Source organism: Asaccharospora irregularis DSM 2635 (assembly GCF_900129815.1).
Classification (GTDB): Bacteria; Bacillota; Clostridia; order Peptostreptococcales; family Peptostreptococcaceae; genus Asaccharospora; species Asaccharospora irregularis.
This window is the reverse complement of record NZ_FQWX01000005.1, coordinates 65,494-86,747: the sequence shown is the minus strand read 5'-3', so window position 1 is coordinate 86,747 and position 21,254 is coordinate 65,494. Positions and strand designations below refer to the sequence as shown.

Annotated in this window: 22 protein-coding genes; 21 read left to right on the top strand and 1 reads right to left on the bottom strand. The window is 30.0% G+C overall.

All coding sequences use genetic code 11. From position 1 onward, the window contains the following. Window positions 1-2: 2 nt before the first annotated feature. The 12 genes from BUB34_RS03955 to BUB34_RS03900 all read left to right on the top strand — a co-directional run bounded on the left by BUB34_RS03955 (window position 3) and on the right by BUB34_RS03900 (window position 10,291). On the top strand, window positions 3-428 hold the full coding sequence (locus tag BUB34_RS03955; protein ID WP_073124450.1) for a nucleotide exchange factor GrpE: 426 nt from the start codon (window positions 3-5) through the stop codon (window positions 426-428). 13 nt (window positions 429-441) lie between these two features. Further along, window positions 442-2,208, top strand: coding sequence for an Hsp70 family protein (locus tag BUB34_RS03950; protein ID WP_073124449.1), 1,767 nt, complete (start codon window positions 442-444; stop codon window positions 2,206-2,208). Window positions 2,209-2,363: 155 nt separating this feature from the next. Continuing rightward, the gene (locus BUB34_RS03945; RefSeq protein WP_073124447.1) at window positions 2,364-2,873 is read left to right on the top strand and encodes a DnaJ domain-containing protein; all 510 of its coding nucleotides are present in this window, start codon (window positions 2,364-2,366) and stop codon (window positions 2,871-2,873) included. Window positions 2,874-2,920: 47 nt separating this feature from the next. Then, window positions 2,921-4,135, top strand: a complete 1,215-nt coding sequence (locus tag BUB34_RS03940) for a tetratricopeptide repeat protein (RefSeq protein ID WP_073124445.1) — start codon at window positions 2,921-2,923, stop codon at window positions 4,133-4,135. Between the two features lie 222 nt (window positions 4,136-4,357). Continuing rightward, complete coding sequence (locus tag BUB34_RS03935; protein WP_073124444.1) at window positions 4,358-4,696, top strand: cupin domain-containing protein; 339 nt, start codon at window positions 4,358-4,360, stop codon at window positions 4,694-4,696. A gap of 3 nt (window positions 4,697-4,699) precedes the next feature. Next, the gene (locus BUB34_RS03930; RefSeq protein WP_073124442.1) at window positions 4,700-5,035 is read left to right on the top strand and encodes a cupin domain-containing protein; all 336 of its coding nucleotides are present in this window, start codon (window positions 4,700-4,702) and stop codon (window positions 5,033-5,035) included. Between the two features lie 395 nt (window positions 5,036-5,430). After that, entirely contained in the window at window positions 5,431-6,456 is a 1,026-nt protein-coding gene (locus BUB34_RS03925) for an iron-siderophore ABC transporter substrate-binding protein (RefSeq protein ID WP_073124440.1), read from the top strand. Then, window positions 6,456-7,454, top strand: coding sequence for a FecCD family ABC transporter permease (locus tag BUB34_RS03920; protein ID WP_073124439.1), 999 nt, complete (start codon window positions 6,456-6,458; stop codon window positions 7,452-7,454). Before BUB34_RS03925 ends, BUB34_RS03920 begins: the two co-directional genes overlap by 1 nt. Next, a complete protein-coding gene (locus tag BUB34_RS03915; protein ID WP_073124437.1) occupies window positions 7,451-8,482 on the top strand; it encodes a FecCD family ABC transporter permease in 1,032 nt (343 codons plus the stop codon). Before BUB34_RS03920 ends, BUB34_RS03915 begins: the two co-directional genes overlap by 4 nt. After that, on the top strand, window positions 8,482-9,288 hold the full coding sequence (locus BUB34_RS03910) for an ABC transporter ATP-binding protein (protein ID WP_073124436.1): 807 nt from the start codon (window positions 8,482-8,484) through the stop codon (window positions 9,286-9,288). Before BUB34_RS03915 ends, BUB34_RS03910 begins: the two co-directional genes overlap by 1 nt. A 152-nt stretch (window positions 9,289-9,440) precedes the next feature. Then, window positions 9,441-9,884 (top strand): LytTR family transcriptional regulator DNA-binding domain-containing protein, encoded by a 444-nt coding sequence (locus BUB34_RS03905; RefSeq protein ID WP_073124434.1) that lies wholly within the window; start codon window positions 9,441-9,443, stop codon window positions 9,882-9,884. Next, entirely contained in the window at window positions 9,878-10,291 is a 414-nt protein-coding gene (locus BUB34_RS03900; protein ID WP_073124433.1) for a hypothetical protein, read from the top strand. The genes BUB34_RS03905 and BUB34_RS03900 overlap by 7 nt, the downstream gene beginning before the upstream one ends. 98 nt (window positions 10,292-10,389) lie before the next feature. Here the strand turns inward: BUB34_RS03900 and BUB34_RS03895 are convergent, their stop codons facing one another. Then, window positions 10,390-11,364 carry an aromatic acid exporter family protein gene (locus tag BUB34_RS03895; protein ID WP_073124431.1) on the bottom strand — a complete coding sequence of 325 codons (975 nt, stop codon included), beginning with the start codon at window positions 11,362-11,364 and terminating at the stop codon, window positions 10,390-10,392. Window positions 11,365-11,749: 385 nt separating this feature from the next. On the opposite strand from BUB34_RS03895, the gene BUB34_RS03890 reads away from it, so the two are divergent. The 9 genes from BUB34_RS03890 (at window position 11,750) to BUB34_RS03850 (ending at window position 21,048) form a co-directional block, all read left to right on the top strand. Next, a complete protein-coding gene (locus BUB34_RS03890) occupies window positions 11,750-12,511 on the top strand; it encodes an MEDS domain-containing protein (RefSeq protein WP_073124430.1) in 762 nt (253 codons plus the stop codon). A gap of 11 nt (window positions 12,512-12,522) precedes the next feature. Beyond that, window positions 12,523-13,242 carry a sensor histidine kinase gene (locus BUB34_RS03885; RefSeq protein ID WP_073124428.1) on the top strand — a complete coding sequence of 240 codons (720 nt, stop codon included), beginning with the start codon at window positions 12,523-12,525 and terminating at the stop codon, window positions 13,240-13,242. 167 nt (window positions 13,243-13,409) lie between these two features. After that, window positions 13,410-14,630: an EAL and HDOD domain-containing protein gene (locus tag BUB34_RS03880; RefSeq protein WP_073124427.1), complete on the top strand. Its 1,221-nt coding sequence runs from the start codon at window positions 13,410-13,412 to the stop codon at window positions 14,628-14,630. Window positions 14,631-14,665: 35 nt separating this feature from the next. Then, window positions 14,666-15,331, top strand: coding sequence for a Crp/Fnr family transcriptional regulator (locus tag BUB34_RS03875; protein ID WP_073124426.1), 666 nt, complete (start codon window positions 14,666-14,668; stop codon window positions 15,329-15,331). 141 nt (window positions 15,332-15,472) lie between these two features. Further along, a complete protein-coding gene (gene asrA, locus BUB34_RS03870) occupies window positions 15,473-16,477 on the top strand; it encodes an anaerobic sulfite reductase subunit AsrA (RefSeq protein WP_073124424.1) in 1,005 nt (334 codons plus the stop codon). Then, complete coding sequence (asrB, locus tag BUB34_RS03865; protein ID WP_073124423.1) at window positions 16,478-17,269, top strand: anaerobic sulfite reductase subunit AsrB; 792 nt, start codon at window positions 16,478-16,480, stop codon at window positions 17,267-17,269. 12 nt (window positions 17,270-17,281) lie between these two features. Continuing rightward, window positions 17,282-18,250, top strand: coding sequence for a sulfite reductase subunit C (asrC, locus tag BUB34_RS03860; RefSeq protein WP_073124421.1), 969 nt, complete (start codon window positions 17,282-17,284; stop codon window positions 18,248-18,250). Between the two features lie 20 nt (window positions 18,251-18,270). Beyond that, complete coding sequence (locus BUB34_RS03855) at window positions 18,271-19,041, top strand: formate/nitrite transporter family protein (protein WP_073124420.1); 771 nt, start codon at window positions 18,271-18,273, stop codon at window positions 19,039-19,041. Window positions 19,042-19,644: 603 nt separating this feature from the next. Next, on the top strand, window positions 19,645-21,048 hold the full coding sequence (locus BUB34_RS03850; RefSeq protein WP_073124418.1) for an alanine/glycine:cation symporter family protein: 1,404 nt from the start codon (window positions 19,645-19,647) through the stop codon (window positions 21,046-21,048). The last annotated feature ends 206 nt before the right edge of the window (window positions 21,049-21,254 follow it).

Below are 21,254 nucleotides of genomic sequence, written 5' to 3'. Positions count from 1 at the left end.
GCTTGAGTGATTTAATCGAAGGTATTGAACAATTAAGAGAAAAATACAATAAACTAAGTGATGAATTGTATATAAAACAACAAGAATTAGAAAAAAAGAGAAAAGAGGAAATAATAAAGGTATCTAAAAATATATTAAGTATAGTAGATCAGCTGGACGTTATAAATAGGTATGCAACAGAGGTTAAAGATAAGAATTTAAAAAATATATTAGAGATTACATATAAGCAAGTCAGCAGCCAATTAAATTCAATTGGTATAGAGGAAATTCAGTGTAAGGGTCAATTATTAAATCCATATCTACATAAATGTGTTCAGGTCATAGAAAGCTTTGGAAGGCAAAAAGAGGAAATTGTTGAAGTAATCCAGAAAGGATATTTATTAAACGGAGAAGTGTTAAGATATGCTTCTGTAATAATAGCTAAATAAAGGTGGGATAATTATGAGCAGTATTATAGGAATAGATTTAGGGACAACAACTTCGGAGATAGCATACATAAAAAATGGGAAACCAGAAATGATATCAAGTAAAATTAGCAAAATAATACCATCATTAGTTGCAATAAAGGACAGAAAAGTATATACAGGACACACTGCTGAGAACATACTAAAAGCCACACCAGAAAACGTCGCATTAGAATTCAAGAGAGAAATAGGGAAAAGTGGGGTTAAAATAAAGGTAGGAGATGAAGATTTTTTACCACATGAATTGTCTGCTATATTACTTAAGGAGCTAAAAGGCATAGCAGAAAGATATTTAGAAAGAGAAGTTAAAGAAGCTGTTATAACAGTACCTGCCAATTTCAATAGTTATCAAAGGCAGCTTACAAAAAAGGCTGGTGAAATGGCAGGTTTTAAGGTTGAAAGGATAATAAATGAACCAACGGCAGCTGCTATGGCATATGGAATAGATAATTTAGAAGAAGAATCTAAAATTTTAGTTTATGATTTAGGTGGAGGTACATTTGATGTAACAGTACTTGAAATGTTTAGTGGTGTACTAGAGGTAAGATCAAGTAGAGGTAATAATACATTAGGTGGAAAAGACTTTGATAGAGTAATAGAACGATTTATATTAGAAGAAATAAACAAAAAGAATAAAATAGATCTATATAATGAGATTACTGATAGAGAACAACTTTTACTGGCTAAAACAACTATTAAAGAATGTGCAGTAAAAGCAAAAAAAGAATTGTCCACTAAGAATTCTGCAGAAATATTTATCCCGTTTATATCATTTGTAAATGATGATTTGGTAAACTTTCAATCAGAATTAACAAGAGATAAATTTAATGAATTGACTAAACACTTGATAGATTCCACAGCAAAAACTATAGAGGAAGCACTTAAGGCGGCAAATTATACTAAGGAAGATATAGATAAAGTAATACTAGTTGGAGGAGCAACTAGAATATTTGGGGTAAATGAGTTAGTGGAATCACTATTCCCAGGTAAGATAAATAAGGGAATAAATCCTGATGAAGCTGTAGCTATGGGGGCAGCGGTACAGGCAGGAATAAAAAATGAAGAAATTAACACTGATACGAGTCTAATAGTAACTGATAGATGTAGTTATAATATAGGTATAAATGTGCAATCAATAAAGGGGGGCAAAAAGATAGAAAATGTATTTGATTGCTTAATACCAGTAGATAGCAGTATTCCATGTTCTAAAGTAGAGACGTATTACACATCTTATGATTGGCAAACTATTGTAAATATACAAGTCTATGAAGGATATGCACCTTTTGTCTACGATAATACAGAAATTGCGAGTTTTAAGGTAGATGGAATCCCGGCAAAGCTTAAAGGAGAAGAAAAGATTGAAGTTGAATTTGAATACAATTTAAATGGTGTGCTAGAAGTTTATGTAAGCATACCTAGTGTAGGAAAGGTACATAAAGAGATAATTCACAATTTAAAAGTAGAACAAAGTAGTGGAAATGTAGAGAAATATTTAATTGATAGTCAAATAGTAGTTAATAAAGAAGAACTAGAAAAATGGAAAGAATATGAATTAGCGGATTTAGCTAAGAAAACTATAGAATTAGCTGAGAGAAAAATGAAAAAGTTAGATAAAGATAAATGCAGTGAGATAACAGTTGTACTAGATAATTTAAAACAAGCAATAATAAGTGGAAATAAAGACCTTGTAGATAAATTAGAGGAGAAATTAACGGACATACTTTTTAACTATAGAGGAATATAAAATATATAAAACAATAGATATACATTATTTTGTAACAAAAATGCTCAGGTAAACCAAATTAAGCGTATCATTTGAATATAGGTTATTTTTAAAATATATTTTAAAAATTTGGAGATGAAAATATTTTAAATTAGTAGTTTTATGGAGGCACGAATATGGAAAATTTATATGAAATATTAGGGGTAGAAAAGGATGTCACCAAGGAAGAAATAAAGAGGATTTATGAATCGAAGCTTAGAAATCATGTTTATGAAAATGACTCAGAAGAATACATAAAAACAAAGAAGGCTTATGAAATATTAGTAGATAGTAGATCTAGAGAAGAGTATGATGAGAGAATTAGATTAAAAAGTGAAGAAGTAGTTGAAGTGGAGGAAGACAAAGAGACGTTATACGAGATTTTAGGTGTGGAAGTAAACGCTGAAAAATCGGATATAAAAAAGTCATATGCCACTAAGATAAGAGCTTATTCACCAGAAAAAAATCCAAAAATGTTTCAAAAAATAAAAAATGCCTATGAAACCTTAATAAATGATGAGTTAAGAGAAGAATACAACATAGATTTGCTATCTAGTGAGGAAATACGAGAATGTAAACTAAAAATAGCAAAGGCGTGGAAATCAGATAATTATAAGACTATTATATTAGAATGTAAAAAATACTGATTTTAAATGCAAACTTACATGAATATTTATACAAACTGAGCCGAGCATTGTATTATGACAATAAAATTGATGAAGCTATTAAGTATGCTACTGAATTAGTAGATATGTGTCCTAGACAATATGAGTATTGTAAGTATATTGCAACTTTATACATGAATAAGGAAGAATACACAAAGGCAGAACCATATCTTATAAGTGCTAATGAAATGAAACCACAGGATGAGACTGTTATTGAATATTTAATAGATCTATATTTATATTCGGGAGATTATAAAAAGGCAATAGTTTTTTTACAAAACGGGATAGATAATTATACAGAAAATAAACATATGAAATCTATATATTGTGAAAACTTGATTAAAGTATATATTAGTCAAGGGGAGATAGATGCTATTAATCAGGTTATTGATCGTATAGAAAACAATTTAGTTGATGAGGATGACGAAAAAGAATTAGCTAATAAATTATATGAAATAGCTAGGGACTCTTATAAAATGGAATTATATAAAGCGGCTGTATTAATAGCTGCTAGATCAAAAAGATTATTAGAAAACAGACAAATAAATGAGTTATATAGAAAGGCTGAGCATAGATTAAATATTCATGATTTGTATAATAGCTTAGAGAAAGATTCTAGAATATTAGATCAGGTTAAGAGTTTAGTAAATTACTATGTATTTAGCTATAAATATGAAAATCAAGATGAATTAACAAGATTGATAAACGAAAAAAACCGTGAAATCGAAATATTAATTGAAAAGTCTTCAGAACAAGTGCTAAGGTCTATGCTGGTATTAAAAAAGTACCACAGCGAATTATTCAATTATAAAAAAAGTAGATATGAAGATATTTTAAAAAGAGCGGAAGATATTAATAAGCTTCAAGAAGAGTATACAACTATGGATACAGACGTTAAGATATGTCTAGGGGTATATAAGCTGGTTGGATTATTGATGGATGATGATTTGACAGATGAACAATATAACATAAGTTATGAGAAAATAAAAAAAGAATTAGATTCAGAAAGACCACAACAAGTGTATAGTAGTGTACAAAGAATAAAAAATAGATATTTCAAAATATATGATTTGAACCCAGAGATAATAGATGAAATAGAAGAAAAGTTTAAACCATTGGAAAAAGAAGTGAAAAAAAATAAAAATTCATTTGATGAGGATAGGAAATTTGGTCTGGGGTGTATTAGTCTATTTATGATAATACTAGTTTTATATATTATTTTCTCTATATTCACTAAATTGTAGAATTTAGGCCAGTTTATTTTTAAAATAATACTGGTTAATTCTTCATAAAACTCAAAAAGCGTTTCATTTGATACGGATTTGATAAAAATGTTGTAATACAATAAGAATTAATAGTAAATGATAACTATTATAATGAATCAATTAAACCTATAGGGTAAACAATAGGTTTGATTGATTTAAACTCAGATATTACAAAAAATTTGAAACAGAGGAGAGAGTGATATGCAAGAATTAATAAAAAATATAGAAAAATCAAAAGCAATAGACTTTGATAGTTTAGTAAGTTGTAAAGATGGACAAATAGAAACAGTAACTATGGCTCAAAAAAAGGGAGTAGGAGTAACTTTATTAGCATTTGGTAAAGGAGAAGGAGTTGGACCTCATGCTGCAAAAGGTGATGCTTTAATATATATTCACCAAGGTGTTGCTACTGTGAAAATAGGAGAAGAAACAATGGAAGCTACAAAGGGTCAGTTTGTAGTAATGCCAGCTAATATACAACATCAAGTAACAGCAAAAGAAGATATGAAAATGCTTTTAGTAGTTGTGAAGGAGGACTAGTCTATGAAGTATTTAAGAAATATAAAGCCTTTTGAAGCTATAGCTATGACTGATATGGTAAGTCATACAGGAAATACTATAGCAAGCAAAGCATTAATAGATAATGATAATACAGAAATAAGATTTTTCTCTTTTGCTAGTGGAGAGAGTATAGATAAAGAGTACTATGAGATGGAAACATTATTTGTAATGATAGAGGGTAGAGCTAAGATATTATACAACGAAAATGACGAAGTTATAATCAATAAAGGTGATATTGTAGCTATGGAGGCCGATATAGATTATGGAGTAGAAGCTCTAACAGATGTAAAACTATTTAATATACTTGTAAAAGCATAAAAAATTATAATCAATATTGATGCTGTATCTGGATTTGTTTAAAGATAAATCTGGATACAGTATTTTTTTAGATTGCATTTAAAATATAATAATCATTATCAAATAGTATAAAGAATGTATTGAAAATAAATATCATTTATGATAATCTAACTATAGTTTCAGGATAAGGAAAAGATAAAAATGAATAGAATTAAGAGATTTAATAGTTAAATAATAATATATAATAATTATATTTTATTATTAGGTTTATCGTATTTAAAGAATTAAATGGAAATAAAATAAAAAATATTGACATATTTTAATTATAATTATAAAATAATATTGAAATACATATGATAATAATTATCAATATCGATAATTAAATAATAACTAAAATAAAAACTAGGAGGATTATTATGAAATTCAAAAAAATAAGCGCTGTTATTCTTGCGTGTGCTTTATTAATAACAGGATGCTCAAACAAGACAGGTGAAAATCAAGAAGAGTCGAATGTAGAACAAAGCAGTTCTGTAAGTTATCCAATGACAATTAAACATGCGTATGGAGAGACTGTAATAGAAAAGCAGCCAAAAAATATAGCTACAATTTCTTGGGGAAATAATGATGTTCCTTTAGCTTTAGGCATAAAACCAGTTGGTATATCTAAGGCCAATTATGGCAAGACAGATAAAAATGGTTTACTTCCATGGACAGCAGATAAGTATAAGGAATTGGGTGTAGAAAATCCTGTTACTTTTGATGATATAGATGGTTTGGATTATGAAGCTATAAGCAACTCTAATCCAGATATTATATTGGCTGCGTATTCAGGAATCACTCAAGAGGAATATGACTTATTAAGCAAAATAGCTCCTGTTGTAGCATACCCTAAGCTTCCATGGCAGACATATTGGAGAGATCAAATAAAAATAAATGCTAGTGCAATAGGTAAAAAAAGTGAAGGAGATAAATTAGTTTCAGATTTAGAAAACCTAATATCAGAAAAGACTAGTGAGTATCCTCAGCTTAAAGGCAAAAAGGTTGTATTCTCTTATTTCAACCCAGCTGATTTAGGTAAGTTTTACATATACCTTCCAACAGACCCTCGTGCTGCTTATTTAACGGATTTAGGATTAGAGTTACCTGAAAGTGTAAATGAACTTGCCAAATCTTCAGATAGTTTTGCTATTGAAATTAGTTCTGAAAATATCGATAAATTAGAGGATGTAGATGTGATAGTAACTTATGGAAGTGATAAGTTATTAAAACAATTACAATCAGATACGCTCTTAGGAACAGTTCCAGCGATAAAGAAAGGATCAGTCGCTATTATAGAGGATGGATCAGCTTTAGCAGCATCTTGTACTCCTAGCGCATTATCTATTCCAGCAACTATAGATGAATACCTGAAGATAATAGGTGAGAAAGCGGATAAAGAATAATGAGATTTACAAAAGTAATAGGCATATACTTAGTTGGTTTTATTTGCATATGCCTATGCATAATTGCATCTTTAGCATGGGGATCTAGAAATATTGAGTTTAATCAGGTCATAAATGCTTTATTAAATAGTGATGATATGTCTTTCGCGTCGTTAGTAGTTCGAGAACGTATTCCAAGGACTATTTTTAGCATTATGGCAGGGGCTTCACTTGCAATATCAGGAGCCCTTATGCAATCAATAACTAGAAATCCAATAGCAGATCCAAGTATTTTAGGAGTTAATACAGGTGCATCTTTATTCGTTGTAATTGGTATAGCATTTTTTAATATAAATTCAGCAAATCAATATATATGGTTTGCTTTAGTAGGGGCTGGTATTACATCTGTATTTGTTTATTGTATAGCATACATAGGGAATGGAGGTATGACTCCAATAAAACTTGCTTTAGCAGGTTCGGCTACAAGCGCAGCACTATCATCTTTAGTAAGCGCAATTATACTTCCTAAGGTAGAGGTAATGGATGCTTATAGATTCTGGCAAATTGGGAGTGTAAGTGGTGCAACTTGGGAAAGCATTAATTTAATACTGCCATTTCTTATAGCTGGAATAGTGATAAGTATAATATTAACACCCGCATTAAATGCTTTAGCATTAGGAGATGAGGTTGCGACAGGTTTAGGTGTAAATACGGGATTTGTTAGAATTATATGTGCAACTGCAGGTGTAATATTGTGTGGCTCAATAACTGCAATAGCAGGACCAATTGGGTTTGTAGGCTTAATGATACCTCATAGTATGCGTCTTATTTTTGGATCAAATATGAGGGGCATCGTACCTATGTCCGCCATTGGAGGAGCATTACTTTTGACAATATCAGATGTTATAGGAAGAGTAATTGGAAGCCCAAGTGAACTTGAGGTAGGCATTATTACTGCGTTTTTAGGAGCACCAATTTTTATTATTATCGCTAGGAAAGCGAAGGTGAGATCTATATGATGCAAACCACAAATAATATTATTAAACAAGGTCATACCAAAAGAAAGATTCGATATTTAAGTGTTACGACTATGCTTATTGTTCTAACTGTTATTACTTGCGGCATGATGCTTTTATATGGAAAAACTAATTATTCATTAGATACAGTAATAAGGGTTCTAGGTGGAGAGCAGATACAGGGTGCTTCATTTACTATATCTACTTTACGCTTACCGAGGATGCTTTCTGGCCTTTTAGCCGGCTTTGCATTTGGACTAGCTGGAAATACATTTCAAACTATGCTTAGAAATCCATTGGCCAGTCCTGATATTATAGGTATAACCTCTGGATCTAGTGTTGCTGCTGTATTTTGTATATTAGTACTTAGAATGAGTGGAAGCGGTGTTTCAATAGCTGCAGTAATTTCTGGACTAGTAGTATCAAGTATTATATATCTATTATCTAAAGGCTCAGGTTTTTCAGGAAATAGATTAATACTTATAGGTATTGGAATACAGGCAATGGTAAATGCACTTGTATCATTTTTACTAATTAAATCTTCACAGCACGATGTTTCAGGTGCATTTAGATGGCTAAGCGGAAGCCTAAACGGTATGAACATGGGAGATGTACCAAGTTTATTTATTGTTGTAATCATATTTGGAGTTATTATTTTATGCCTAACAAAATATCTTCAGATACTAGAATTGGGAGACGAGTTTGCAATTACCCTTGGTATTAAAATAAATTTAGTAAGAATTATGCTGATTTTAAGCTCTGTATTTTTGATTGCATTTGCAACTGCTGTTACAGGACCAATTGCATTTGTAGCCTTTTTATCTGGGCCAATATCATCAAGGCTAGTTGGGAGTGGTGCTCCAAATGTTTTAGCATCAGGATTAGTGGGGGCATTGTTAGTATTGGGAGCAGATATGATTGGTCAGTTTGTGTTTAGCACTAGATTTCCAGTAGGTGTAGTGACAGGAATTTTAGGGGCTCCATATATGCTATTTCTACTAGTATGTATAAATAGGAAGGGAGAGGCATAATGAGTAAAAAGCGACAATTGTTTGAAGCGAAAAATATAGTAGCAGGATATGATAAAAAAATTATACTGGATGATATTGATATAAGTATTCCTAGCAATAAAATAAGTGTTATTATTGGGGCAAACGGATGTGGTAAATCAACTTTACTAAAAACATTTGCCAGACTTATTAAACCAAATTCAGGAGAGATTATAATTGATGGTAAAAAAATTACATCTATACCCTCTAAGCAACTAGCAAAAATATTGGGACTACTCCCACAATCTCCAGTCGTTCCAGAAGGCATAACTGTTTGGGACTTAGTATCAAGAGGGAGATTTCCATACCAATCTTTTTTCAAGGGCATGAATCAGACGGATTTTGATGCTGTGGAGGAGGCACTTGAAATAATGGGTATATTGGATTTGGCCAATCGTAGTGTAGACGAGCTATCGGGAGGGCAGCGCCAAAGGGTTTGGATTGCTATGGCACTTGCCCAGCAAACAGATATACTTCTTTTAGATGAACCAACTACTTATCTTGATATAACCTATCAAGTAGAGATTCTTGATTTATTGACAGATTTAAATCGAAAAAGAGGCACGACTATTGTAATGATACTTCATGATATAAACTTATCTGCTAGGTATGCAGATTATATATTTGCCCTTCATAAGGGAAAGCTAATTGATCAAGGACCACCATCCAAGATAATAACATCAGAATTAATTGATACAGTATTTGGATTAGATTGTACTGTTATACAGGATCCAGTATCATATTCGCCTCTAATAGTACCCAAGGGAAGACACTATGTTAATAGCTAAAATAATAAGACCACACTGATAAGTTTATCAGTGTGGTCTTATTATTTTAGAATCTAAAGTGCAGAATAGTTATAAAAAAATGCAACAAAACAATAAATTGTAGATAAATATATATTCAAATAGTATATTTAAATTAAGAAAGGAGAGAGACTATGAACATTACTATTTTACTAGATAAACTTATAAATAAAGAAGATTTAATAATTAAAACAAACCCTGTAAATAGTGAACTAGCTAAGAGTTTAAAAAGTTACTTAGAAAATGGGATGAAAGTGACCGTCATAAATGCTAAAAATGATAGGAAAGTTCAGGTAGATACTCATTCGATTTTAGTTTTTCAATCAGAAGGGCATATGTGCTCTGTAAAACTTAAATCAGGTGAACTTTATTTAATAAATAAGCGTTTAAAGGAATTAGAAAATTTAGATAAAACAAACTTTGCAAAAATAAATAATCAGACAATAATTAATATAAATGAGATCAAAGAATTTTCATCTGCTCCAAATGCGCGCTTAGAGGTATTACTCAGTGACAAATCATCTTATTTTGTAAATAGAAACTATGTAAAAATAATAAAGGAGAGATTATCATGTTAAAGCAATTTAAATTACCATTTTTTCAAACTTTTTCAGCAACACTTATATGGATTTTGATTTTAATATCAGTTTTTTTAGGAGATGTGACATTTTCAATCAGATATACTTGGAATCTAGTAGGTATTAGTGCTATATTTGCAATGATTTTCGGTGTAATGTACCCGGCACTTTGGAATTTTTCTTCTATTAAAGCTATAAGCAAAATTATTATATCTTCATCAATAAATTTTGTAGGTGGAATCATAGCAGTTTGGTTATTTTCCCCAGATATGCTTGATATTATCCGACCTTGGATAATATTAATTGCTATAGCTACAATACTAGGGCATATAATGGGATTTTATTTTTATTCTAAGTGGGATAATGAAAAAAAATCTGATGAACTAAACAAACTTCTTAGAAAGTAAAAAATCAAAAGCCAGGCAGATTAATTTTTATCTACCTGGCTAAAATATTATTTTAAACCAATCTTTGAAGTATAGTAATATATGAGGTAAAAAATAATTTATTTATAAAAATTACTATCTCTAAGTAGTTGAGCATCTTTGCGGTTGGTTAAAAATTGTTTTAATTCAGTTAAGCACAAAAATAATATAGCTCTATTTTCAAACTCCATTCTATTTATAGGAAGTTCTTCTTTTTTCATACCTATGATAAGCCTATTCAATTCTTCGAGAAGTAAATCGCCAGTCTTGGCTTCAAATGGAGTATGTCCTATTTTATGAATAAACGCAGATAGAATATGGGCCTGTGTTGGTATACAGCTTAATTGAGATACATGATTGTATAAATTTTTTAATATATCACGTTGACTTTTTATAATTTCCATGTGGTCTAAGAAGAATCTAGTGTCGCTTAATAAATTATTATTAATATTATCATAGGCTTCAGAAATACTGCTATCGATAAGTGAATTTAGAATATCAAAATCATTTGTATAAGTATCCTTCTTTTGGGGATTTACAATAATATCTGCTATATCTATAAGTACAGTACTTACTTCTTTTTCTAGTTTTTTTTGACCTTCGTAGATTTTATTTATATTTGTTGGAATATACATGTTTATTATGACACCTATTCCAGCACCGATTATAAATATACCAGCCTCATTTAGAACCCATCTAGTAGATATTTCTCCCTGAAGAAAGTAATGAGACCCAATGACAACACACATAGCAATGACATCTTGAATTTTAAAAAAGAAACAAAGAGATATAATTATAAATATAAATATTGAAAAAGAAGTCAAATGGTATCCAAAGGTATTAAAACATAAATATGAAATGATGGTGCATAAGAGAAAGCCATAAATTTTTCCCAGAGTTCCCTTAATAGTTTCCTTTTTTGTATCTTTTACTGTAAGTAGGACTATAACTCCAGCCACCATTGAATACTCTAAGTTTAATAGCCATGCCATGAATATAGCAAGTGAACTTCCAAGGGATAATTTTACTACTTTAAGTGCATCTATTTTATTCAAATACAGACCTCCTATAGACAAGTATAATAAGGATAATTTTACCATAAAAATACATGATTTAAAATTAAGTTGATATAAAAATTTTTAACCGTGTATATGATTTTATTATATCCATAACGATGATTTCAAATAAAACAAATATATATTCATAGCATAAACTTATAGGTTTGAGTACATCTATATAATAATTAGTATTTGACTAATACTCGTTGATTGTTAATGAGATGGACACATTTAATACAACAAACTATAATAAAACTAGACTAGAAAAAAATGTCGTTTTATGATTTTCATACTTTTTTAATAATATATAATTTTCAGTATATATTATTAAGTTAAAGTCTATGAATAATCTTAAAATGCAAACAATAGGGGGGTACTAGGCGTGAGGTTATATAGGGATGTTAAGTTAAAAGAAATAAATTTTGGAGATCATATTTGTTTACTATATCAAACTAGAGATGAATACAGAAGTGTAGCACTAAGTTATATTAAAGAGGGTATATATAATAATGAAAAGGTAGTGTGCGTAATTTATGAGTATCCTAGAGAAACATTAATTATGGATTTAAGGAAGGAGGGAATAGATGTTGAGGAACTTATGGCTTCAAATCAATTAGAAATAAGAGGTGTTGATGATGTATATTGGGAGGAAAGTAGATTTAACCCTGTAGAAACATTAGATTACTTGGAAATGAAAGGGAGAACATTTAAGCAAGAGGGATTCCATGGAATGAGAGTAATGGCTGAGATGATATTTGGTATTTATGATGAATACGGTATGACTAAGTTGATAGAATACGAAATGTTATCAAATAAATCTAACTTAGAAGATCAAATTCATTTATGTATATTCAATAGAGAATCATTTCCAAGTTTTGTGTTAGAAGAGATTGTGCAGAGTCATAATGTGATTATAAATGGTATGGATTTAATTAAACCAAATCCACACCATTTAAATTATAATAAACAAATAGAAAGCTATAATTTAAAAAAATCAATTAGAAGTAGACTAAACTTAGATACAAACAATGACATAAATGTACTAGATACCAATAATTGGAGAAAAAATAGAGATGCTGTAATTTTAAAGCATGTACTTGGTTCAACAGGAGATGGAGTTTGGGAGTGGTATATTGAGATATAATATTAGGAAGTTTGCAGCTACAAGATTTATATATAAATAATGATAAGTCAAGTAAATATGTAAATAATTATGAGAAAATTAATAAAAGAATGAAGCAAAATTCATATAGACTATTAAGGCTACTTAACAATGTAATTGATATAAGCAAGATTGAGTCTGACTTTTATAGTATTAATTTAGAAAATTATGATATAAAAATGTTGATAGAGAAAATTGTTGGGTCTATTGAGGACTATGTTAGGAATGCAGGATTAGAAGTGAAGTTTGTCTCTAATGTAGATAAACTAATAATTGCATTTGATCCTGAGAAAATGGAAAAAGTATTATTAAATATTTTATCCAATTCTATAAAATTTACAGAACCAGGTGGAAAGATCTTAGTAGATTTTAGGGCATATGAAGATATTGTTGAAATTTCAATTAAAGATACGGGTATAGGTATACCTAAGGATAAGCTAGACACAATTTTTAATAGATTTAAGCAGGTAAATTCTTTAAAGCATAGAGCTAATGAGGGGAGTGGAATAGGATTATCCCTTGTGAAGGCATGGGTAAACGCTCATGAAGGAGATATTTCTGTAAATAGTAATGAAAATGAAGGTACAGAATTTGTTATAAAATTGCCAAATAAAACTATAGAAAGTGATATATGTATAGAAGATAAGATGACATGTTCAAGAGATATAAATGTTGAAAGATTGAATATAGAATTCTCTGATATATACTCGTAGACAATTTTTAATTTTAATAATGATTTAAAGAGTTGAAATAATATCTAGATTAGCTAAGCAAAAATGACAAAAGTTTATGAAATTTTTGTTATTTTTGGTTATAATGTGTTATTATTTGTTATGATATGGTATATATAGTGTTATAAATAACGATAAAGGAGGTTTTTATGAAAATTTATATAGCGAGGCAACCTATTTATAATAGTGATAAGTCATTGTTTGGATATGAGTTATTATATAGAAATAGTGATAAAAATTTCTATCCAAATGTCGATGGAGATAAGGCCACAAGGGAATTAACCTACAATGTCTTATCTGAATTTGATTTTAACTCATTAACAAATGGGAAATACGGGTTTATAAATTTCACAAAAGAATCATTAATGTCAGATCTTCCTTTATTATTTAATCCAGACAATGTAATTATAGAGATTTTAGAGGATATTTCTCTAGATAAGGAGCTAATTGAAAGAATTATATTTCTTAAAGAAAAAAAATATACATTTGCTTTAGATGATTTTGTAGATAATGGTGCATATGATGAGATATTACCTTATATAGATGTTATAAAAGTTGAATATAGCTTGTTGGAATCAAATATGTGTAAGAAAATAGCAGAAAAGTATAAAAATAATAAAAAACTTATTGCAGAAAGAATAGAGACACAAGAGGATTATAAAAATTCAATAGAAGATGGATATAATCTTGTTCAGGGTTACTATTTTAGTAAGCCAGTAATAATATCAAAAAATAGGATTGATATAGCATCATCTACTTACTTGCGTCTTTGGAGGGAAGTATCTAAAGAAGAGCCTAGCTTTGATTCTTTGGCAAATATTATAAAATTAGATGCTGCATTGACTTATAAATTGCTTTCTTTAATGATGACACCTATATATTATAGGGGCCACAAAATTGATTCAATAAAAAAAGCTCTTGTATATCTGGGTATAAATGAAACCAAAAGATGGATAATGCTTATTTTTCTTAGAGATATATCAAGTGCCGATAATGATGAGTTTGCAAAAACATCCCTAATTAGAGCTATATTTATGGAAAAGATTATCAAAAAATTAGGATATAATAATATGTCTCAAGAAGCATACATGCTTGGATTATTATCTATGATAGACAATATATTGGAGGATGATATAGTCTCTATTTTGGATACCTTAGAACTGTCAAATAGTATTAAAATGGCACTAATAAATAAAGAAGGTATACTATATGAACTATTAGAATGTATAAAGGAGTACGAACTTAGCAACTGGGAATATATAGATGAATTTAATAAGCACTACAATTTAAATAGAGAGCTTATCTCTTTGATATATTTAGATTCATTGAGGTATGCAGATGATATGTTTAAAATTAAAGAAGATAAATAGAGGTTAAATAAATATTAAAAAACAAAGAGGGCTATATGAATAATATAGAAATATTTGATGGAATAAAAGATGCTAGTAAAAAGAGGTTAATAGAAATAGGAAAATTAAAAAAGTTAGCTAAAAAGGAAATGCTGTTTAATGAAAAAGATATTGTTGATAAAGTGTATATAATAAAAAATGGTAAAGTATCTATATTTAAAATAAACGAAAGTGGAGAACGAAAGATAATATTTATACTCGGCCGAGGAGACCTGGTAAATGATATTTTGATAGATAGGAATAGGACTTCTATAGTAGGATGTGAGGCTTTTGATGAGGCAGAGTTAGTAGAATACGACAGTAAAGTTTTTATAGACATAATGGAACATGATTTTGAACTCACTAAAAACGTCATACTACACTATCAAAATAGAAGCAGAAGGTTGTATCGTCAGCTAAAAAACTCCATATCGATAAGAATGGATAAAAAACTGGCCGCTAAACTTTATAGAATAGGAAAAGAGTTTGGCATAGATGAAGGTGAATGGACATTTTTAAATATAGATTTAACTATAACATATATAGCTGATATGTTAGGATGTAAAAGAGAAACTTTATCAAGGGCAATGAAGGTTCTCCAAGACAAAAAACTAGTCAAAATCCAAGGTAAGAAATTTTATATAAAACAAGAAGAACTTTCTAAATATTTTAAGTCAAATTAAAGTACCTGAACAAGGTGCTTTTTTTATTGGAAGATATTTTATATAAAGTAAAATTATTTGTTAAAAATGTGATAATTATCACAGACTATAAGCTTGTTCGAATGTTAATATTTATTTAATAAAGTATAGGAGGAGGATTGTATGAAAATAAAGTTAAGTAAATCAAGCTTTAATGAGGGGTTGAAACAATTAAAGTCAGAGTACAAGATATTAGCACCTGTTACGACACCTTTTAAGGGTACGTTTTCTGACACAGATATAACAAAATATGAAGAAATAGATAAAATTGAGGATATAGAATTTGATAAAAAATCAAATTTCTCTGCCAAGGAAGTTATTCTTCCTATAACTCAAGTGTTATTTTATTTTACGGAGAAAGAATATAAAACAAGTGATATAGATGATAAAAAGCTATTAGTGTTTTTAAGAGCTTGTGATTTAAATGGAATTAAAAGAATAGATGAAATATATCTTAAAAATGGAATAGAGAAGGACTATTTCTATGAGAGATTAAGAGAAAAAGTTAGATTTGTCCTTATAGGGTGTAAGGAAAGTTTTAGAAATTGTTTTTGTGTAAGCATGGGATCAAATAAAAGTGAAAATTACTCAATAGGTCTAAATTTAAGAGATGATGAAGTTTATTTAGATATTAAAGATGAAGAGTTAAATATATTTGAGGGCGAGGAAACTGATTTTTCAGTTGATTACGTAAAAGAAAACCGTATTTCTATTGAGATACCACAAAATATAAACCCTGTTGAATTATCAAAACACCCTATGTGGGATGAATACAATGATAGATGTATTGCATGTGGAAGATGTAATTTTGTATGTCCAACTTGTACTTGTTTTACAATGCAGGATATATACTACAAGGAAAATGAAAATGTAGGTGAGAGAAGAAGAGTATGGGCTTCATGCCAAGTAGATGGATATACAGATATGGCAGGAGGTCACTCATTTAGGAAAAAGCAAGGTGAAAGAATGAGATTTAAGGTTATGCACAAGATTTATGATTTTAATAAGAGATTTGGCTATCAAATGTGCGTAGGGTGTGGAAGATGTGATGATGCCTGTCCACAATATATATCACTTTCAGAGTGTATAGATAAAATAAACAATATATATAAAGAGGAGGAAAAGTAGATGAATCCATATATACCAGTTTCAGCAAAAATAGTGGATATAGTAAAACATACGGATATAGAATGGACATTCAGAGTAAACTGTAGCACTGATAATGTTCTTCCAGGAAAATTCTATGAAATATCTATACCTAAATACGGGGAAAGTCCTATATCAGTTTCTGGATACGGCGATGATTATATAGATTTTACAATTAGGAATGTAGGTAAGGTTACATCAGAATTATTTAAATATAAAATAGGGGATAATTTCTTTATAAGAGGACCTTATGGAAATGGGTTTGATGTAAGTTTATATGAAAATAGAGAAGTAGTTGTTGTTGCTGGTGGAAGTGGTTTGGCACCAGTAAGAGGAATTGTAGAGCATTTTTACAACAATACTGATAAATGTAAGAAATTTAAACTAATAGTAGGGTTTAAATCACCTAAAGATATATTGTTCAAAGATGATATAAAAAAATGGAGTGAAAAGTTAGATATATTAGTTACAGTTGATGGTGCGAATGATGATTACGAGGGAAATGTAGGTCTTGTTACTAAATATATACCTGATTTAGAGATAGATGACATAAACAATATGTCTGCAATAGTTGTTGGACCACCTATGATGATGAAATTTACTGTAGCAGAGTTTTTAAAGAGGGACTTATCTGAGAAAAACGTATGGGTTTCTTATGAAAGAAAAATGTGCTGTGGAGTAGGTAAGTGTGGTCACTGTAAGATGGACGATACTTATATATGTATAGATGGTCCGGTTTTTGATTATTCTTATGCTAAAAATCTTATGGATTAGGAGGGAAAGGCTATGTTAAGAGACATAAACACTAGAAAGGTAATGAAAAATGCTTTTAGGATAACAAAGCATAAGTATGAGACTTCTCTTAGAGTTAGAATACCAGGAGGATGTGTAGATCCAGAAAGTTTGATGATAGTGTCTAAAATTGCCAATGAATATGGTAATGGAAAGGTTCATATCACAACTAGACAAGGGTTTGAGATACTAGGTATAAGTATGGAGGACATGGAGAAGGTAAATGAAATTATTCAGCCAGTTATAGAAAAGTTAGATGTAAATCAAGATGAAAAGGGAAAGGGATACCCAGCGGCAGGAACTAGAAATATATGTGCTTGTATAGGAAATAAAGTATGTCCAAAGGCACAATATAATACCACAGAGTTTGCCAAAAGAATAGAAAAGGAAGTATTTCCAAACGACTTGCATTTCAAGATAGCTTTAACTGGATGTCCAAATGATTGTATAAAGGCTAGAACACACGATTTTGGAATAATAGGTATGACACATCCAATTTATGAAAAAGATAGATGTATATCCTGTGGAGCCTGTGTAAAGAAATGTAAGAAATTATCTACAGGTGCACTAAGAATGGAAAATTATAAAATAATTAGAGACCATGATAAATGTATAGGTTGTGGAGAATGTACACTTAACTGTCCAACAAGTGCTTGGACTAGAGATCCTCAAAAATATTATAGATTGGCCATAATGGGTAGAAGTGGTAAAAAAAATCCTAGGTTAGCGGAGGATTTCTTAGTATGGGTAGATGAAGACTCAATTGTAAAAGTAATCTTAAATACCTACAGATATGTAAGTGAATATATAGATAAAGAAGCTCCAAATGGAAAAGAGCATATAGGATATATAGTTGATAGGACTGGATTTATGGAGTATAAAAAGTGGGCTCTTGAGGGAGTGGAATTTAAAGATATAGTTAAGGTAAATGAAAATATATACTGGAGTGGTATAAGATATTAATCTATATTAGGGGAGATTGTATGCATAAGGAAACTTTAGAAAAATTAACTAATGCGGCAAAAAATAAAATAAATTTGCTTGAAAATAGTAGATTTAAGTACCTGATTTCTTCTGCGTTTGCAGGACTATATGTAGGTTTGGGAATTATATTAATATTTACAGTAGGAGGACTGATGTCATCAGCACAGTCTCCAATGACTAAGATAATGATGGGATTGTCTTTTTCAGTAGCACTTAGTTTGGTAATTATGACTGGAACAGAATTGTTTACAGGAAACAATATGGTAATGGCAGCGGGGGCACTAAACAAAGGTGTAAGTATTAAAAGTATGTGTAAAGTATGGATATATAGCTTTATAGGGAACCTAATTGGATCATTGATTGTTGCTGCATTATTTGTAGGGACTGGGCTTGTAAATAAGGGACCGGTTATGGAATTTTTTGCAAGTACCTCAATAGCTAAGTCATCTGCTCCATTTATGCATCTATTTTTTAGAGGGATACTATGTAATATATTAGTTTGTGTTGCTGTACTTTGTTCATTTAGAACTGGTAGTGATAGTGCAAAATTAATAATGATATTTTTATGTTTGTTTACATTTATAACTAGTGGATTTGAACATAGTGTTGCGAATATGACTATATTTGGAGTTTCTTTGTTATCACCTTATATACAAGGAGCTACACTAATAGGTTCTGGGTTTAATCTATTAGCTGTAACACTTGGGAATATGGTAGGTGGAGCAATATTTATGGGTGCAGGGGTATATATACTTGGAAGTGAAAAATAGAAATGTTAATTATAAAGTAAGGGCTTATTTTAGGCCCTTATTTTGTTGAGTATAATTGTAATATTATTAACAAGAATTCTGGATAAAGCTAATATTACAAATTATGTCTAATGAGAATATAGCTAACATATTAAATAAGAATATGAAAATGTTTAAATATTGTTTAGTAATATAGTATATTTAGCTTGTTTTTATTGTTTTATCAAAAAATACCAAAAAAATTTATTTTTATATATAGATATTATCTATATTTATATTGTATATATTGGTAAAACAATATACAATATAAATATAAATAGTATGTAGAATTTATAACAATGTCAATTCAGATTACAAATACTGCTACATTAGTGCTACTAGATCCAATTGGTTATACATAGATTTTGGTGTATCAAATTTCCTTGTACTTAAAAATCAACTTAGACATATCTTCATAATTCAACTCGTCAAGGTAATTCATTAAATTAGAGAATATTAGTTTTATGCTATCTCAGAGTTTTTGTATAATTATAAAAAACTCTTTGATATAAATGTAAGTCCTGCTGGGTAATTAACTTAAAAAAGCTCAGACAAACTAAATTCAATAATAAGGGGGAGTTTGTAGTGGAAGTACTATCGAAGATTGTAAGTGCAGTAAACGGTATTCTATGGGATAAGAATATCCTACTATTTTTACTTGTCGGAACAGGAATTTGGTATTCATTCCAACTAAGATTTATCCAGATAAGAGGTTTTGGAGAAGGATTCAGAAGAACTTTTGGAGGGTTATTTAAGAAAAGTGAGAAGGCTGATGAAAGTGGAATGTCTCAATTCCAATCATTAGCCACAGCAATAGCCGCCCAGGTTGGTACAGGTAATTTAGCAGGTGCAGCAACGGCTATAGCGGTTGGTGGGCCAGGTGCTATATTCTGGATGTGGGTCAGTGCATTCTTTGGTATGGCAACAATATACGCAGAAGCTACAATAGCGCAAAAGTATAAGCAGGTTGGTAAGGATAATACAGTAACAGGTGGACCGGTTTACTATATAGAAGCAGCTTTTAAAGGTAAATTCGGTAAAATACTGGCAGGTTCATTTGCTATATTTATTATACTAGCGTTAGGATTTATGGGAAATGCAGTACAATCAAATTCTATTGCTGCTGCATTTGATACTGCCTTTGGTATAAACCCACTTATAATTGGTATAATACTAGCAATACTAGCTTTTTTAGTGTTTTCAGGTGGTATTGGAAGAATAGCTAAAGTTACCGAAACAATTGTACCTATCATGGCATTGTTTTATATTATAGGAGCATTGATTGTTATATTTGTAAACTACCAAAATATTCCTTTGGCATTTGAGGAAATATTTGTAGGAGCATTTGCACCTCAATCAATAGCAGGTGGGGTTGTAGGAGCTACTATTCAAAAGGCAATGAGCAAAGGGGTTGCACGTGGACTATTCTCTAATGAGGCTGGTATGGGTTCTACACCTCATGCACATGCAATTGCGAAAGTTGAGCACCCATCAGAACAAGGGTTTGTTGCTATGATGGGAGTATTTATAGATACTTTTGTTATATTAAACCTAACAGCCTTAGTTATAATTACAACTCGTTCAGTAACTCCAGATGGTTCTATTATAGGTACAGCACTTACTCAAGCAGGATTTTCATCAGTATTTGGAAAGTCAGGAGATGTATTTATAGCAATTTGTATGTTTTTCTTTGCATTTTCTACTATTATTGGATGGTATTTCTTTGGAGAGGCAAATATAAAATATTTATTTGGATCAAAAGCTGTAAAGATATATGGAGTAATAGTATGTGTTTGTGTATTACTTGGGACATTAGGGGAAGTGTCTATTGTATGGACTATGTCTGATATGTTTAATGGACTTATGGTTATACCTAACTTAGTTGCACTACTTGCACTTACTGGAACTGTTAAGTCTATACATAAAGACTATATTAAGAAGAACGGTGGAATAAGTTCTAAGAAAAAGAAAAAAAATCACACAGCATAAATATTTGATTATGGGGTAGCTTGAGTTGCTACCTCTATTTTGTTATACATTTAATTAGAATATAAAAGGAAAATTAAAATATAAAATTTAATATTAGTTATAGATAAAAACTATTAAAATATAATGATATATAATCTTTATCTATACTTATATAAACTCTTCTCTATTATGCTACAATTATATTGAAAATTTAACAAAAATTTATC